Origin of the sequence: Ascidiaceihabitans donghaensis (assembly GCF_900302465.1) — a bacterium.
Lineage (GTDB): Bacteria > Pseudomonadota > Alphaproteobacteria > Rhodobacterales > Rhodobacteraceae > Ascidiaceihabitans > Ascidiaceihabitans donghaensis.
Genome location: NZ_OMOR01000003.1, coordinates 44,080 through 60,338, shown reverse-complemented (window position 1 = coordinate 60,338; position 16,259 = coordinate 44,080). Strand labels below are relative to the sequence as shown.

Annotated in this window: 15 protein-coding genes; 4 read left to right on the top strand and 11 right to left on the bottom strand. The window is 57.2% G+C overall.

Annotation, left to right across the window (positions count from 1 at the left end; all coding sequences use genetic code 11):
- Positions 1-26: 26 nt before the first annotated feature.
- The 6 genes from ASD8599_RS19510 to ASD8599_RS19485 form a co-directional block, all read right to left on the bottom strand.
- Positions 27-1,295 carry a hypothetical protein gene (locus tag ASD8599_RS19510; RefSeq protein WP_108830456.1) on the bottom strand — a complete coding sequence of 423 codons (1,269 nt, stop codon included), beginning with the start codon at positions 1,293-1,295 and terminating at the stop codon, positions 27-29.
- Positions 1,292-1,696 (bottom strand): ExbD/TolR family protein, encoded by a 405-nt coding sequence (locus ASD8599_RS19505; protein WP_108830455.1) that lies wholly within the window; start codon positions 1,694-1,696, stop codon positions 1,292-1,294. The genes ASD8599_RS19510 and ASD8599_RS19505 overlap by 4 nt, the downstream gene beginning before the upstream one ends.
- Before the next feature lies 1 nt (position 1,697).
- A complete protein-coding gene (locus tag ASD8599_RS19500; protein WP_108830454.1) occupies positions 1,698-2,144 on the bottom strand; it encodes an ExbD/TolR family protein in 447 nt (148 codons plus the stop codon).
- Between the two features lie 19 nt (positions 2,145-2,163).
- Positions 2,164-2,793: a MotA/TolQ/ExbB proton channel family protein gene (locus ASD8599_RS19495; RefSeq protein WP_108830453.1), complete on the bottom strand. Its 630-nt coding sequence runs from the start codon at positions 2,791-2,793 to the stop codon at positions 2,164-2,166.
- Positions 2,794-2,850: 57 nt separating this feature from the next.
- Positions 2,851-3,297, bottom strand: a complete 447-nt coding sequence (locus tag ASD8599_RS19490) for a hypothetical protein (protein WP_108830452.1) — start codon at positions 3,295-3,297, stop codon at positions 2,851-2,853.
- A 97-nt stretch (positions 3,298-3,394) separates the two neighbouring features.
- On the bottom strand, positions 3,395-3,955 hold the full coding sequence (locus ASD8599_RS19485; RefSeq protein ID WP_146188246.1) for a hypothetical protein: 561 nt from the start codon (positions 3,953-3,955) through the stop codon (positions 3,395-3,397).
- A gap of 166 nt (positions 3,956-4,121) precedes the next feature.
- On the opposite strand from ASD8599_RS19485, the gene ASD8599_RS19480 reads away from it, so the two are divergent.
- The 4 genes from ASD8599_RS19480 to ASD8599_RS19465 all read left to right on the top strand — a co-directional run bounded on the left by ASD8599_RS19480 (position 4,122) and on the right by ASD8599_RS19465 (position 9,372).
- Complete coding sequence (locus ASD8599_RS19480) at positions 4,122-4,541, top strand: DUF1036 domain-containing protein (RefSeq protein WP_108830450.1); 420 nt, start codon at positions 4,122-4,124, stop codon at positions 4,539-4,541.
- A 91-nt stretch (positions 4,542-4,632) separates the two neighbouring features.
- Positions 4,633-6,141: a caspase family protein gene (locus ASD8599_RS19475; RefSeq protein WP_108830449.1), complete on the top strand. Its 1,509-nt coding sequence runs from the start codon at positions 4,633-4,635 to the stop codon at positions 6,139-6,141.
- A gap of 17 nt (positions 6,142-6,158) precedes the next feature.
- The gene (locus ASD8599_RS19470) at positions 6,159-8,474 is read left to right on the top strand and encodes a peptidoglycan DD-metalloendopeptidase family protein (protein WP_108830448.1); all 2,316 of its coding nucleotides are present in this window, start codon (positions 6,159-6,161) and stop codon (positions 8,472-8,474) included.
- An 85-nt stretch (positions 8,475-8,559) separates the two neighbouring features.
- Positions 8,560-9,372 (top strand): hypothetical protein, encoded by an 813-nt coding sequence (locus ASD8599_RS19465; RefSeq protein ID WP_108830447.1) that lies wholly within the window; start codon positions 8,560-8,562, stop codon positions 9,370-9,372.
- Positions 9,373-9,433: 61 nt separating this feature from the next.
- Here the strand turns inward: ASD8599_RS19465 and tssH are convergent, their stop codons facing one another.
- The 5 genes from tssH to ASD8599_RS19440 form a co-directional block, all read right to left on the bottom strand.
- Positions 9,434-12,082, bottom strand: coding sequence for a type VI secretion system ATPase TssH (gene tssH, locus ASD8599_RS19460; RefSeq protein WP_108830446.1), 2,649 nt, complete (start codon positions 12,080-12,082; stop codon positions 9,434-9,436).
- A 39-nt stretch (positions 12,083-12,121) separates the two neighbouring features.
- Complete coding sequence (gene tssG / locus ASD8599_RS19455) at positions 12,122-13,120, bottom strand: type VI secretion system baseplate subunit TssG (RefSeq protein ID WP_108830445.1); 999 nt, start codon at positions 13,118-13,120, stop codon at positions 12,122-12,124.
- Positions 13,117-15,036: a type VI secretion system baseplate subunit TssF gene (gene tssF / locus ASD8599_RS19450; RefSeq protein WP_108830444.1), complete on the bottom strand. Its 1,920-nt coding sequence runs from the start codon at positions 15,034-15,036 to the stop codon at positions 13,117-13,119. The genes tssG and tssF overlap by 4 nt, the downstream gene beginning before the upstream one ends.
- On the bottom strand, positions 15,033-15,626 hold the full coding sequence (locus ASD8599_RS19445) for a type VI secretion system baseplate subunit TssE (RefSeq protein WP_108830443.1): 594 nt from the start codon (positions 15,624-15,626) through the stop codon (positions 15,033-15,035). The genes tssF and ASD8599_RS19445 overlap by 4 nt, the downstream gene beginning before the upstream one ends.
- A 98-nt stretch (positions 15,627-15,724) precedes the next feature.
- Positions 15,725-16,222, bottom strand: coding sequence for an Hcp family type VI secretion system effector (locus ASD8599_RS19440; protein WP_108830442.1), 498 nt, complete (start codon positions 16,220-16,222; stop codon positions 15,725-15,727).
- Between the last annotated feature and the right edge of the window lie 37 nt (positions 16,223-16,259).

Genomic DNA, 16,259 nt, shown 5'->3' with positions numbered 1-16,259 from the left:
GGGGGGCGGCGTTTGCCTTGGCTGCCCTATCTGACAAAGAAAGGCAGGATGGCGATTTGGCCCTGTGTTCCAAGTTCCGTGTCCAGCGGCCCGAAAAAGTCCTCTGCCAAGCGGCCTGACAGGTTGGTGACTGTTTCCGGACGGCCCGGGGTGGTCAGCACAACAAGAAGCTGGCTGGTGTCGCGGGCGGATCCGTCACGGGTGACGGGGATGTCAAATTCGGCGCTGGACCCCACAAACCGCGTAAAGCGGCGCAAGTCCTGAACCACGCCGTTGTCATCTACCAGCAACAAGGATGTGTAGCGCCCGCCGACGTTCCCGATGGTGCCGATCAAGCGTTCTCCGGATGCCACATCGCGGCTGCGCAGTTGCAGATCAACCTTGAACAGCGGATAGGCGGCGCGGGCGCGGGCAAATTCCACCGCGGCACATTGGCGGGCGTCCACCAGCAGGTTTTGCACATCAACAGGCAGGTTCGGGTCGCTTAGAACCTCGCGTTCAAAGGTGGCCATGGTGCGGTCCTGATCGGACACCAAAACAACGCTGGGGGTTGCGCCCCCCGACTGGGGCAAAGCCACCAGACAGCGATCGCCAAAACGTGTGCGAATACGGTCGATGACCTCAAGCAGGGCCAGATCCTCGGGAGAGGGCGGTTCTGCAGCCGGTTGTGCCACCGGGGTCGGGGTGGGTCTGTCAGGAATGGCGTTCACGGCACCAACACGCGGGGCCGTTGTGACAACGCCAACCGCTTCGCCGGCTGCGGGCGCCACCGCTGCAATCCGTTCAGGCGCGATGGGGGTGGTTGGGGCCACAGTAGCCCCCTGCAAAACTGCGCCGTCCTCGGGTAAAACCGGGCTCAGGTTCTCGGGTTCAAGGGCTGCGGTTGTGTCTTCCGGTTCAATGGCTGTTGCTGTGTCTTCGGGCTCTACCGCTGCCAAAGCTTCGGGTTCCAGATCGGATTGTTCGGCTTCGTCAACAGGGGCTGCGGTTTCTGGTTCAACCGCTTCCACAGGATCGGGTTCTACAGCAGCAAGCGCTTCTGGTTGCAAAGCCTCGGCTGCTGACGGATCGACCGGTTCGGGGGTTTCGACCTCGGGGGTGGCCAGCGGCGTTTCAGGCTGCATGACCACGTTGGTGATTTCGATCTGTGGAAAGGCCGCAGGAATCGGGGGAGGGGCCACACCAAAGGGCAGCAAATCAAAGGCGTAAACAAAGGCGCCGGCATGCACAGCTGTCGACATGGACAGCGCAATCAACCAGCTTGAGGTGCGTTCGCGGTGAGGTTGAAGAATCATTGGCCGCTCCGCCTGTGCAGCGTGACCAGTTTCACTTCGGTTTCGACCAGTTCAGGACGGTTGAGGATGCCAATCAGCGCATTGGCAGGAGCCGCGCGGTTGATCAACACATGCAAAACCACGGGCTGGGGCATGCTTTGCAAAGCAATATCCAGAAAATCAGGGGCCAGCGGGTTGCCGTCCAATTCCCATGTGCCATCTGACGCCACCACCAAAATAGGGGATGGCAGTTGGTCCAGCGGCAGTTCAGAGGTTTCCGCAAGCTCCAGATCAGGGCCAACCGGGTTCAGCAGACGCCCCGTTGCCAAAAAGAAAAAGATCAGCAAAAGCACGATGTTGACGATGGCCAAAGACACATCAAGTTGCGTGGCTTTCTTGGGGCGGGGCAGGGGACGGGTCATGTCACGGCCCCCCCATGGATACGATTTGCACGGATGTGATTTGTGCGGCTGCCAGAATCTCCAGCACCGTCACAAGGTCTTGAACCCGGGCGCGGGGGGACGAGATCAGCATGACGCGCGGGGTGTCGGCCGCCACCAGAATTTCGGCCAGTTGCGGCAGGCTGTCGAACCCGAAGGCCTGACCATTTGCCAGAACCTGACCATCTTCGACAGTCCATGTGGCTGCCGGATCGCTGTCTGCGCCACTTGGTTCTTCTTGCACCTGTTCTTGGGTGTCGCCCGATGCAGTGCCTGGACCGCTGGCCAAGGTCAGCAAGGAATAGGGCGTCAGCGATGAGGTCAGCATGAAGAAAATCAACAGCTGAAACATCGCATCGGCCAAAGGCGTCAATGCAAAGACGTAAGACCGTTTTCTGGCCCCCGGCAGTTCTATGCGTGACTGTGTCATATCTCGCGCCCGACGCCGATTAGCGTGGGGCCGAGGTGTCTACACGCCCATGAATGGCCGCCGATATGAGGGTTTCGATGGATTGTCGTTCGCCCTCGATCCGGCTTTCGAAAATGTTGGCGATGAAGAACGCGACCAGTGCCACGGCAAGGCCCACGGCGGTTGTTGTCAACGCTGTCCAGATGCCCCCTGCCAACAGCGCGGGATCAACAGCGCCTTGGGCGGATGCCAATGTGCCAAAGGCGTCGATCATCCCGATCACAGTACCAAGCAGACCCAGCATAGGTGCCGCTTGCACAACCGCTTCCAGCAATCGCATCCGTGTGGACATCGCCGACAGTTCCACAAGCGCCGTTTGCCGCCCCAGTTCTTCGGCGTAGCTGAAATCCGATGGGCGCGCCCGCAACCCCGACAGCACCGCCTGCAAAACCCGCGCCAGCACGGTTTCGCGTTCGCTTGCAGCCCGCATCGCTTCTTCGGGGCGCCCGTTCAACCAGCTGTCGATGATCGCTTCGGCGGTTTTGTTTTTGCCCACACCCATGCGCCGGAACTGGATCACCTTAAAGAAGGTCACCGTCACCGCCATCACGGACAGGATTGCCAAAGCGGCAAAAACGATAATTGTGGCGGGATCAAATGCGCTTAGCATAAAAGCTTACTCCGGTAACGGTCGAAACATGGTAAATAGGTCGGTCAAACCGCCCCGTTATAGGCCGAACTGGATATCGGTGCGTGACGAGGTGGCAAGGCCTGTCAGGCAGAAATCAGATGCTTGCCCGTCTGCCAAGGTACATTCGGCAACCGTGTTCACAATAATGCGCGAAATGTCGGTGCAGGGCTGATCTGCAAGGTCGAACAACACGATGCGTGTTTTGCCAGCGGTCAAAGCGCCAAATTCCAGCACCAAAATACGGCGCACCACGCCGCCTGCATCAAAAACACCCACCTGATAGGCGGTTTGGTTCAGGCCAAGGTCAGATTGATTCGTGGCCACATATGTCAGGCGGCACCCGCCTGCATCCGTCTGCGCGGCATTGTTCAGTTCCAAAGAAAACCGCGCATCGTCTTGCGCCATAAGCTGTGCGGCCCCCAGACCGACAATCGATCCGGCCAACGCAGCACCGCGAAATGCATTTTTAAAAATCTGTTTCATACTCAACCCCCAAATGCTGATACCGCAGCACAAAAAGGGCGCTGCGTTTAAGTCAGTGCAATTGGGGCAAGTTTACGTTTTGAAGTCAACTACAGAGTTAACGATAAACGCCAGTATTCCAGTTGTTGGCCAGACGTTCGCCTGTGGTCGCGGGTGCGGACCGTGCAACATAAGGGTTCGGTGCGCGAACAGGTTTGTATTCCGTCACGGGCGCGGACCGTTCACCACTGGATGCGGATTGTCCGCCAGCGGTGCCTTGAAATGCCATGACGGGAACATCGCTGCGCAGTTCACGCGGGTTCAGACGCTCGATCCCTGCAAAAGGGTCCGTTGACGCGGTCTGCACCGCAGCAGGCTGGAAACGCAACTGCGGGCGCAAAGACGTGACCGTCGCCGTCACATCATTTTTGATAATCACACCGGGCGCGTCCACAACAGGTGCAGATTGCAGGGGTGCCGAATACGCCGCCACAGTTTGGGCGGGGGCCGCTTTCAACGCAGGCAAAGGTTTTTGCACAACAGGTGCGACGCGGGCAGTTTCAGCTTGGGCGTCAAAGCCGTGGTCTGGCCCCAAAGTGTCATGCGCAAGGACAAGCGCAAAGGCAGCACTTGCGGACAAAGTCGCAAAACCTGCACAGTAAATCATCGTACGAAACATCTTATACGCTCCAGATTCTCATCCCCACCCGTCAGACATAGGCGAAAATCTGTAAATTTTCAACTTCTGCGCAGCATTTTGGGCATAAACTGGCCGAAATGGCATGGTCGCGGATGTGTTTTTGTGGTGATCTACCGCAAAGACCGTAGGCACTGACAGGCGCAACATGTTGAATTATAATATTTTTAAGGCAGTTTTGATGGCTTTGGCGCTGACTGTTTGCGCTGTGCCCGCCAAAGCACAGTTTGCCGTATGCAATCAGTCGTTTGACGTCATAAATGTCGCCATAGGTCACGAGGTGCGTGGACAAATCCGGACGCGCGGCTGGTGGAAAATCGGCCCAAATCAATGCTCTAACGCGATCCGTGATGCGCTGACGACGCCGCGTGTGTATGTGTTTGCGCAAGATGTTTTTGGCAAAGAACTGTTGAACGGGTCTTTTCCGCTTTGCGTCCGCCCCAACCGTTTTTCGGAAGACATCCAGACCGATTGTCTGGTGCGCGGCTTTCTAGAGGCAGACTTTCTGGAGGTCGATACCCAAGGCACAGAACGCTGGACGTTGTTTGTGTCCGCACAACCGGAATAGCCTGTAATTTTTTGGGCAAAACATTGGCGTGGGGACGGGGAATCCGTTAGGCTGTTGTCATTCGAGTTTTTGTGCTGTTCAGGAGTAAGACATGCCGCGTCATACATCCGTTTGTGGATTTGGGTTTGCTTTGATTTTGGGCGCCATGGGACTGGCGCCGCAGATGGTTTCGGCGCAGCAGGGCTTGGCTTATGTTGTGGGCAATGAACGCTATGGCGCGGACCGTCTGGACGGGCCTGCCGATGACGCTTTGGAAATGTCGCGCGCTTTGATCGGGTTGGGGTTTGACGTGATCCGCCGGCAGAACACCGATGCAAATACGCTGGCTTTGGGCAACCGCGCGGCGGACACGGTTGTTTTGTATTTTTCCGGACGCACCGAAGTGCGCGAGGGCGTGACGTATCTGATGGGTGCGCAATTGGGCGACGCGCCAAGCGGTGGCTGGCCCGTGGTGCGAACGGCCCAAAAGTTCCGCGCGGCAGGCGCGAAAAACGTGCTGGTGTTTGTGCAAAACTGTTACATGCCAGAGGACACCGCCACCTTGCCTGCCGAAGAAGCCGATCTTGACGGCATTTCCATATCCTACGCGATGTCGGAGGCGGCTGAATGTGCCGCAACGGCAGAAGACGAAATGGGCTATTCGCAGCGGTTGCTTGCGGCTTTGGGTACCAGTGGTGTTGGCGTTATGAACGCGTTCAAGGCCCTGCCGGGGCAGGCCATGGTCGCCAACGGGTTGAAGGCGCCGGTTATGCTGGGGGCCACCGCATCTGTATCATCCGATGTCACTGTGACCAGCGACGCTGTGGTCATTTCCGCGCCTGTCAATCGTGCGGTTCAGGTCACAGCCGTTGCACCTGTCACCGTTACGGGAACGAGTATAGGATCGGGCACAGGGTCCGGAACGACTGTAAGCGGCGCGGTGCAATCGGTGGCGTTTACCCCGATCCGCCCGTCCAGCACAGGCACCGGCGGCGTGCAGATTTTCAACGCAGCACCGCGTGCGGCCCCGCAAGCTGTGGCAACGGCGGCAGGTCTGCCCACACCTTCGATTATCGTGGGTGTGATCCGTCCCACCAACGCCGCGTTTTCACCGACTGAAGATGGCGGATCGTTGGCCGGCACAGGGCTGGATGGCACCGGTTTTGAAGCGCGCCAAGGCATCAAGGCGCAAGACCCCGATCTATACATTCAATTGGTGGCGAGCGGCGCATTTGATCCGGCAGGGGATGTGGCGCGGGCGCTGCAAACTGAATTGAAACGTATGAATTGCTACACTGGCGGCATTGACGGGGCCTTTGGACCGGGATCACGGCGCTCTGTGCGTGCTTACTTCACGCAGATCGGTGAAACGGCCCCGACCGAACAGGCCACCATCGAACTGTTCCGCAAAATCTTGCTGAACGACGCGGTTACCTGTCCTGTTCAGGTGCAGGCCGCGGCACCGCGTAACAATTCAAACGCGGGTAACCGGACACGCAACAACACTGGCACCACCCGTCAGCAGCCGCGTCAACAACCCCGACAGCAGCCACGCCAGCAAGCACCGGCGTCCAGCGGTGGCATCAATACCAACAATCTGGGTTCGGGCATCTTCCGGTGAGGCGGCAGCGCTAAACCATGTTCGAAGTTGATCCAAGGTTTCAGCAAGGACGCAAGAAAGCCCGTGGTCGCAAGTGGCGCCGCAACGGGTTGCGATTTGCTGTGTTCGGTTTGTTGCCGTTCGTCGTGATTGTTCTTCCGCTTTGGTTTTTGACGGGGATGGGGGCCAAGGTTGCGGGCCTGTTCGGTGGCGGTCAGGATGATTTGCAACTGGTGCAGATTGAATCCGACATCGTTGTGGCCCCGGTCGTGCCCAACAACGCCTTTGTTGATATTGCAGGTGATCCGACGATTTTGCGGTTCGATGCCAGTGGCGGCACAGGTGTGATGCGTGAAACTGCAGGACCCGGTGTCTTGGACATTCGCCGCTTCGGGTTGCAGCAGCCCAAGCGTTTGGTCGTGATGCGCGACAATCTTGTGGTGATGCAACGCCAGCTGATGACGGCCCTACCATCAACCCGCGAGGATTTCGCCTTTTTCCAGGCCCAACGCAGTCAGGCGTTGGAAGTGATGGATGCCGCCATGAACGCGGAACCCATCGATATTCTGGCCAATATCGATGGCGATGTCGATTTGGGTGATTTGACCGACAGTTACGGGGCAAGTCTTGAAAGCGGTGTCAGCGCCGAAGAAGATTTTGTGCAAAAGACCGAAGTTGAAAACACCACCAGCGTGGCCTTTGTGCGCCGCGAGGCCTTTCGCATCGCCCTGTTTTCGGACCGTGTCATCGAGGCCAAGGTCGAACGCACGTTGTTGGATGTTCTGGTCCAGAACGGTATCACAGAGGTGGATGCGAAACGCCTTGCCCCGCAGATCACCGGATTGATTTCCGGTGTGGATGCGCCCCCCAAGGGATCCATCATTGCATTGCGCTTGGCCCCCCTTGGCCCCAACACACAGCGCTTGTTGCAACTGTCTTATTACAACCCTCAGGGCTATGTGGGGTCGATCGCGCAAACCCGCGCGGGCAACGTCATGATCGCCTCTGACCCGTGGTTCGAAGACAATCTGATGGAACTGGCAGGCACCGAGGAAGAAGACACCGGATCCACCGATGGTCAATTTCGGTTGCTGGATGCGGTATATTCCGCAGCCGTGCGCAATGGCGTCCCCACCACGCTGGTCGGTGAAATGATCGCTTTGATGTCCAAGGTGCATGATCTGGATAAATTCGCCAAGACCGGCGATCAGTTCACCTTTGCTTACGCCCCACAACACGGGCCGGGTGGCAGTGCATCAGGGCAGTTGATGTATGCCGCCATCAAGGGGCCATCGGGTGATATGCAATGCTATGTTATTCCCGACAAAGACGAAGGGGGGTTCAAGTGTTTCGACCCCAACAAGCGCCGCCCGTCTTCTGGCGGAGCGATTATTTCGCCGGTACAGGGTATTTTGACGTCCAAGTTCGGCCCCCGCAAACATCCCATCCACAAAGTTGTGCGTTTGCATGCGGGCATTGATTGGGCGGCCCCCACTGGAACGCCTGTTTATGCCGCAGCGCCCGGCAAAGTCAGCCATGCAGGCGACGGCAAGGGTTACGGCAATCTGGTGATTATCAAGCACCCCGGCGGTCTTGAATCCCGCTATGCGCACCTGAACAAATTTGCCCCGAAAGGGAAAACAGGTGGCTTGGTGCAGGCCGGTGATCTGATTGGGTATGTTGGGACGACCGGACGTTCAACAGGACCGCATTTGCACTTCGAGACACGATTGAACGGCACGCCCGTTGATCCTATGGGGCTGCTGAATGGGGGCGCACCTGTGGTGGCATCCGGCGCTGTCGAGGCATTGGTGGCGCAGATCATCAAGGTCGAAAGCGCGGGCAATGCCAACGCCAAAAACCCGTTGTCTTCTGCCACGGGGCTGGGGCAGTTTATTTCCAGCACATGGTTGCGCATGATGCGCGATTATCGCCCCGAGTTACACAGCACGATGTCCAAGCAGGACCTTCTGAATTTGCGCCGTGATCCGACTTTGTCCCGTGAGATGGTGACCAAACTGGCGCAGGAAAACGAAAGCTTCTTGCGCAAGCGCGGCCACAACATCACGGCCGGCCGGCTTTATCTATCGCACTTTTTGGGGCCAGGGGGGGCGCACACTGTGCTGAGTGCCGCCAACGACGACACCATCGCGCGTCTGATGGGGGCGGGGGTGGTCAAAGCCAACCCGTTCCTGCGTAACTATTCTGTGCTTGATCTGAAAAACTGGGCGGATCGGAAGATGCGCGGACGGGGCAAGGGTAGCGTCGTGGTTGCCGCCCCGCCCAAGCCCGTGTCGCCCGAGGTCAAGGTCTACAAGGACCTTGTGGATCAGGTGCTGAAAGAGGTGGGGTGAAAAGCCGGCGTTTGTGCAGTTTGATATAGACAGTCCACGGGCAGTCACTAAACTTGCCTCAAATTGTAATTGGTTAGGAAAAATGATGCCCCACGCCCCCATCGCGATGTCCTCGAACTTTCAGCTTGTCGATCTGAGCTATAAAAAGAACGGAACGCTGACGCCGCAAAGCTGTGTTGATCTGTCTGCAAAGATCCGGAACATCGAATCCCAGATCAAATCGCTGGAAGACATCACGCAGGCACAAAAATCCAACAATGCCTTGCAGATGCGCCTGAACAAAGGGTTGCTGGTGGCCACGATCATTCGCGATACCTGCGTGGGCTTTCTGGACATGGCCGCAGCCTTGGCCCCGACGGAGCAACAGCAAAAGTTTGCGGGCATCGGATCGACTCTGATCACCAGCACACAAACGATGGGCGAGTATTACACCGGCGATGCAAACATGGGTGATGTGGCGCTGAAGGCCGCCAGTGAATTCAGCAACTATAAATCGTCCTCTACACCCATAGGCATCGCCAGCAACCATGTCGCCCAAACGCACATTGGCGCGGCGGGCGTTGCCAACACGGCGTTCAAGGGGGACAAGGCGGCCACACAAAAAGCCGGATTGAAATATGCGGTAGATGTGAGTTTTGACAATGCGATCCTGATCACCGACATGACCAAAAACCAGCCCGTAATGGGCAAGGTTGGTGCAGGTATGCGCGTGGCCAAGGCTGCGTCTTCTTACGGCTTTGCGCTGGACACAGCACAGGACAATTACTGGTCAGAACACGACCGTTTGCAATCCTCTGCCTTTGCGACAGAGCACAATTACATCATGGGAATGCGCCGTCTACAAACCGACCTGAGCAACGCCGTGGCATCGTTTGAAGAATGTCAGCAATACATGTAACCTACGTCGCAGAGGTAGACAGAATGGGCGGCGGGATCACATCCTTGCCGCCCTTTTTCGTTTAGGTAAACACGTAGTCGTAAGTATCGTCTTTCAGCGTGATCTCTACCGTTTTCATTTCTTCGCCCGACACCATGCGCGCCAAGACCTGACGCGACAGGTCGGGCAGGATTGAATTGGAGATGATGTTGTCGATCATCCGCCCGCCGCTGTCGGGGTCGCGGCATTGATCGACGATATGGGCCAGCACCTCGTCGGAATAGGTCAGTTTTGCGCCATGCGCATCCGACAGGCGTTTCACCACAGAATTCAGCTTCAAACGGGTGATGCCGCCCAGCACTTCGTGGCCCAATGGGAAATACGGGATCGTCACGATCCGGCCCAGCAAGGCGGGCGGGAAGACTTCGAGCAAGAACGGCTTCATCGCGGCGTCAAGTTCGTCAAAGTCTGGCACGACCTCGCCGTTTTGGCCCATCTCCATGATCACATCGGTGCCCACGTTGGACGTCAGCAAGATCAGGCAGTTTTTGAAGTTGATCGCCCGCCCGTTGCCGTCCTCCATGATGCCTTTGTCGAACACCTGAAAGAACAGTTCGTGGATGTCGGGGTGGGCCTTTTCGACCTCGTCCAAAAGCACCACGGAATAGGGCTTGCGCCGCACCGCTTCGGTCAGACGCCCGCCTTCGCCGTAGCCGACATAGCCGGGAGGTGCGCCTTTCAGCAGGGACACCGAGTGCGCCTCTTGGAATTCGGACATGTTGATGGTGATGATGTTTTGTTCGCCACCATAAAGCGTTTCGGCCAGCGCCAGCGCGGTTTCGGTTTTACCAACGCCAGAGGGGCCTGCCAACATGAACACCCCGATGGGTTTGTTGGGGTTAGAGAGGCCCGCGCGGGATGTCTCAATGCGCTTGGAGATCATCTTCAACCCGTGATCCTGACCAATGACACGCTCGCCCAAATGTTCGGACAATTGCAGGATTTGTTCCAACTCATCCGTGACCATGCGGCCCGCTGGGATGCCTGTCCAATCGGAGATGACAGAGGCCACGGCCTGTTCATCCACGTGGGCATAGACCATGCGGTTGTCGGCGTCTGTGGCTTCCAACTCTGCCATGCGCTTGGCCATGTCGGTGCGCATTTCGTCGTCGGACATTTCCGCGTCGGCCTCGCCGTCTTCGGCAATGCGGCGGCGCAGATCAAGAATGGCGTCGACCACGCCTTTTTCCGTCGCATACATCGCTTCGGCTTCCACCAGATCAGCTTCTGCTTTGCCTTTCTGCGCTTGGGCTTCCAGCAGGCGTTCCTCGTTGGTCTCGCCCAGATCACGTTGCGAAATTTTGCCTTCGATCTCTTTCTCAAGCGATGCAATCAGCGCTTTGAAATCCGCGATGCGGGCAGGGGTGCTGGCCTGAGACACGGCCACGCGGGCGCAAGCGGTATCCAGCAAAGACACGGCTTTGTCCGGCAACTGGCGCGAGGGGATGTAGCGGGCGGACAGGGACACGGCGGCCACAATGGCCTCGTCCGAGATGCGGACCTGGTGGTGCTTTTCCATCGGCCCCAGAATGCCGCGCATCATGTAGCAGCATTTGTCGATGTCGGGTTCTTCGACATTCACAGGCTGGAAACGGCGGGTCAGGGCCGGGTCTTTTTCAAAATACGTGCGGTATTCTGCGAAGGTCGTCGCGCCAATGGTGCGCAAGGTGCCACGCGCCAAGGCGGGTTTCAGCAGGTTCGCGGCATCGCCTGTGCCTGCGGACCCGCCTGCACCAATCAGCGTATGGGCTTCGTCGATGAACAGAATGATGGGGGTGGGCGAAGACTGCACCTCGTCGATGACGGATTTCAGGCGTTCCTCGAATTCGCCTTTCATCGACGCACCGGCTTGCATGGCTTGAATGTCCAAAGCGTGCAGGCGGGTGCCTTTCAGCTTGGGCGGCACGTCACCGGCGGCGAGACGTTGGGCAAAGCCTTCAACAACGGCGGTTTTGCCCACGCCTGCTTCGCCCGTCAGGATCGGGTTGTTCTGGCGGCGGCGCAACAGCACGTCAACGATCTGGCGGATTTCCTCGTCGCGGCCCACGATGGGGTCCATGTTGCCCTCTGCGGCCTCGGCTGTCATGTCCTGGGAATAGCGACCCAAAGCGGTGGCCGCACCACCTGCCGCAGACGCGCCGTCGCCTGACCCACCAGACGCAAGACCGGAGCCATCCATTGGCCGCATGTCTTCTTCTTCAGAGCTTCCCCAAAGGGCGCGGGTTTCCTTGCTGATGTGATCCACGGAAAGTTCGGACAACATCGACACAGAGGACAGCAACTCGCGGCGCAATGTCGGGTCGTTCAGGATCGCAACCAACACATGGCCTGTGCGAATTTGGGCTTCGCCAAAGAACAAGGTGGCATAGACCCAAGCCGAGTTTAGCGCATCGGCCAAAGTCTGCGAAATTTGCGGGTTCTCGGTGACGTTCTTGGCCAAGGACGCCATGGATTTATCAAGCGCCTTCAGGACTGCGCCGCGGTCGATCTTCAATTCAGCGAGCGTGGTTGAGATATCGCATTTCTGGTTGCTGATGGCGTGAAACAGCCAATGGACCAATTCCACGTGGCGGTTGCCTTCGCCGCGCGCAAAGCGCATCGACTGCAAAAATGCGTCATAGCCCGCGCGATTCATTTTACCGGCGTATTTTTCAATCGTAATTTCTGTCATATCCCTCACCCTAATTCGTTATAAACAGGCTGCCATTTTTTATGCGGCTTGGCCCAAAGTGTACTTGGCGACTGTCACAAAGCCAGTCTTCTTTGTGTTGTCATTTGCGGGAAGGACGGCGGCCATCCATCCCAGTTCCACCGTCTGCCCCAACTGCGCAGGCGGAATTTCTTCGGCGGGCAGGGACAATTCCACACCCACTTCGATTGTTTTGCCCAGATACCAGAACACCAGATCTTCAAGGTTTTTGTGGGCCAGACCACCCGGCAAATAGCGCCGATAGTCTTTCAGGCTGCGGGTCTGGATCTTCAATTCGATCCGGTCATTGACGGTCTGCATTCGCGCACCCAGAAACATGTTCTGCCCCAGCATGCTGCCGCGCTGGCCCATGCGGTTCTGGTCCGCTTCTTCAAAATCCAGCCACGAAGGCGCGTGTTCGACAACTTCGACCTGAGCCCCCAAATGCAATTCGATCAGCTGGCGCAAACGCACAGGGCTTTTGACCCGGTTGGCATGAAGCGGCACAAGCGACGCTTTGTGCACATCTTCGATGCTGTCTTTTTCCAAAAATGCGGGCGTGGACACTCCGCTAAGAGCACCAATATAGCTGGCAAACCGGTCACTTTCGGGATGGTCGAACTGGCTGATCGCATGGGCGTCGGACCAGGCACGAAAGAACAGCTGAAAGAAACGTGTGCCCAGCATATCGGTGAAGCGCACAAAGCTTTCGTCGCCTGCAGCCTTCCATTCGGCGGCTTCTTTAGTGACATCCAAAGGCAGCGCACCTTGGGGGCCGAAAAAGCCCAGAACCTGTGACCGGATATCCATTTTGCCGTCGGGGCGGCGTTCATAGCGGCGGATGTCAGAAGACGGGAAAGCCAATGTCGGGTCCTGACCGATGGCGATGTATTCGTCTTTTAGCCGCACGGACCGCCCGATGCGGGGTTTGTCGGGATGTTGCCGTTCCAATTCGCGCAGCGTCGCAAAAAGGCCGCGGCGAAAGGCGTCTTCGGCCCCTTTGTCTTCTATTGCGGTCATAACAACGGCCCGTTGCCGGTGCGCGCCGCAAAGGTTTTCAAAACGCCGCGCTGGCGGGACGCGATTTGCGTTTGGGTAAAGCTGTTAACCGATGCGTATTCCGCCAGAAAACGATCCAGAATAGCGCCCAAAAGGACAATGCCGCTGCCCTCGAAGTTTTCTTCGTCAAAGGTCAGTTTCACCTTCAAGCCGCGCGCAGGGAAAAACCCGTCATTGCGCTGGATGGATTGGGTGACAACGGATGTCTCCAACCCGATCAAGCCTTCGATCTGTGCCTCTGTGATGCTGTCGGATAGATCGGCAAACAGCGATAACATTTCGCGCAGGGCGGCGGCCCCGTCGCGTCCACCGCGATCATCCAGACCAAAATGGGACAGGGACAAATAGCTGATCAGCCGCCAGTACACATCGCCCTGAACCGCGCGGTGCGGTGCGTCGTTTTCCATCTCGGACAGGGGTTCGCGGGGCGGTGTCGGGCCTGCGACACAGGCGATGTTCACCGTGGTGTCGTCAGACATATAGAAGTCGTTTTGCGATCCGGCGATGGGCAGATATTCCGGCAAATGGCGGTTGGAACACAGGGTGGTGATCTGCAAACGCTGCACCGAAGCTTCTTCCGGTGTGTCGGGTGGCTCATACAGCGCCACAAAGGTTTCGGTGCCACGATAGCGGTGCTGCACCCCAAAGCGGCGTTCGTGTTCAGTCAAACGGCGCGGTTTCCGACGCGACGTGAAATACAATGTTTGACGCGGGTTCACTTCGCCATCGGCCACACCGTACAGCGGATACACTTTCACCTTGCTTTGGTTGCCGGTGTAGTGGGCATAGATCTTTTCGATGCGTTGCACTTCAAAGTGGGTGATGGGGGAACGGTCGGGGCGGACTTCAAATTCGTGGCGTTTGCGGTCCACACGCTGACGGGCATTTTCCACAAAAAGGTTCACGGCGGGGGCTGCAAACAGACAAATGTCATCGACGCCCAGACGGGCCGCTAACACCGGATCAGAGCGGTCAAATTCCAAAATGATCTGCGCCGATTGTGCGCCCAAACTGGTCCAAAGTTGCTGTAGCCCCACCAGTTTTACGCCCAGAAACTTCCGCGGAAAGGCGAAGGCTTCGCGCAGTAGGGCGAAGCCGTCAAAAAGCTGACCGGGACGTGGCAGCAACCGTTCGTCGTTGCCAAAACCAACCTGCTGAAGATGCTCTAACGGAATAATCTTGAACGTAGCATCGCCGTTTTTATCCAGATAACGGATCGTGGCGCGGACCATATTGCATTGAATTTGCTCATAAAGTTTTGCCGCTTCGGACATTTCACCCACGAAATGCAAGGGCAATTCATCGATTGCAAAATCGGACAGTGGACCTTCACCGGCTTCTTCGGGGCGGGTGATTTCGATCTGAATACCTGCCTTGGAGCCGACTTCCGTGTCCAACCCAAGCTTTTCCAATGGGGCTGGGCTGGCCAAATAGCTTACGTCTTCGATGCGCAATGGCCACAGCGTCAGTGGGGCGCACAGGCGGAATTGGCAAGATACGCGTTGGTCCGCGTCGACAAATCGGGCGTCCACGGGGCTTTCGGCGTCAAAGACAATGCTTTCGGCAAGGTCTTTGTTGTCCCAGGGCGGCTGCGCTTTGGCCATCATGATGGACGGGACAGGGGCCAGTGCTTCGGGGAAGATCTGGTCCAACAATTCCGTGGTGAAGTTGCGGAATTCCTCGTCCATTTTGTGCTGCACATTGGCGGACAGAAAGGCGGTGCCTTCCAATAAGCCCGCGACACCGGGGTCGGTGTTTTCGCGCAGAACTCCGCCCAGGCTGTCGGCGATGCCGGGGAATTCGGCTGCGAATTCAGCGGCACGTTCATACAGCAAAGACAGTTCACGGTTGTAGGCGTCGCGGAAACTTTTCTTCATGAGGACACCCGCAGGCGCTTCATCTTGACTTTGCAGGCCCCCATGTCGACTTCGGCGACAAAATCCAAAGGCAGATCAATAGGGTCCGCGACCATCACGGCGAAGACCTCGTAAGACACGCGGCCCGTGGCGCTGTCGGCTTCGGGAACAATGGTGACTTTGATGCTTTCGGGGATCAGGCGCGGTTCATGGCGGATCATGGATTCGCGGATGCTTTCGGCGATCTTCTGGTCGGTTGTGTGGGACCGCGTCAGCTTGGACAGATCCCGGAACCCGTAATTCAGGATAGACCGTTCCACATAGCTGTCTTCTTCCAAATCAACGATGGAATCCAAACGGGTGGTTGCCATTAGGAAATCCAGATCGATGTTCAGGTGGTTGCGCAATTCGCTTTCATCAACGCTTTCACGGATTTGTTTGGAACGGGTGGTTAGATTGGTATCTTCGCCGTCGCGCACGGCCATATCGCGTTGGGCGGTCTTGTTGGCAGCGGCGGATCGGAACACCTGCATCATCGACACCAACCGCTTGTTTTGGCGGGCGCCCCGGCGCTGTGCGCGCGCGTCTTTTTCGGTGCTGGATGAACGCATATTTAATTTAGCCCGTCAGGCTGCCTATCAGATTTTGGGCCAAAAAAAGGCCGACGCAATGCGCCGGCCCTTTTGTATTTTCAAAAGCCGGTCGGCAATTAGGAAGACCAGACGATGTTCTCGGCGATATCCCAGCCCATCATTGTCTCGGCGCCTGCTGCACCGGACTCTTCTTGCAATGTGTAGAACACTTCGAACTTGCGGAAGTTCAATGTCAGTGTTTCTTGGATACGGTCCAGACCGTCTTTGGAACCACCTGTGGAATACGTTGTGATCATGATGTTTTCCATCTTGATGCGGAAGTATTCGATTGGGTTTGCGCCACCGGATTTACGCACGATCAGCTCACCGTCTTCGATGTGCTCGCCGTTTGTGCAGCGGCGGATCAGGTCGTTAGATGCGAGATCCACGTATTTTGTCAAAGTGATGTCTTGTACGTCGACTTTGCCGCCGCCGCCGCCTTTGCCCATGTGGGTTGTGCCGGACTGCGACAGACCCCAGTTCCACGCCAGGACGTCGATGTTGTCCTTATGTGTGGCGTCCTGAGATTCGCCTTTGATGTTGTTACCGAGTTTCAGAAAAATATCGACAGCCATTTAATAGCTCCTTTTACAGATGGGATAGTGGTTACGC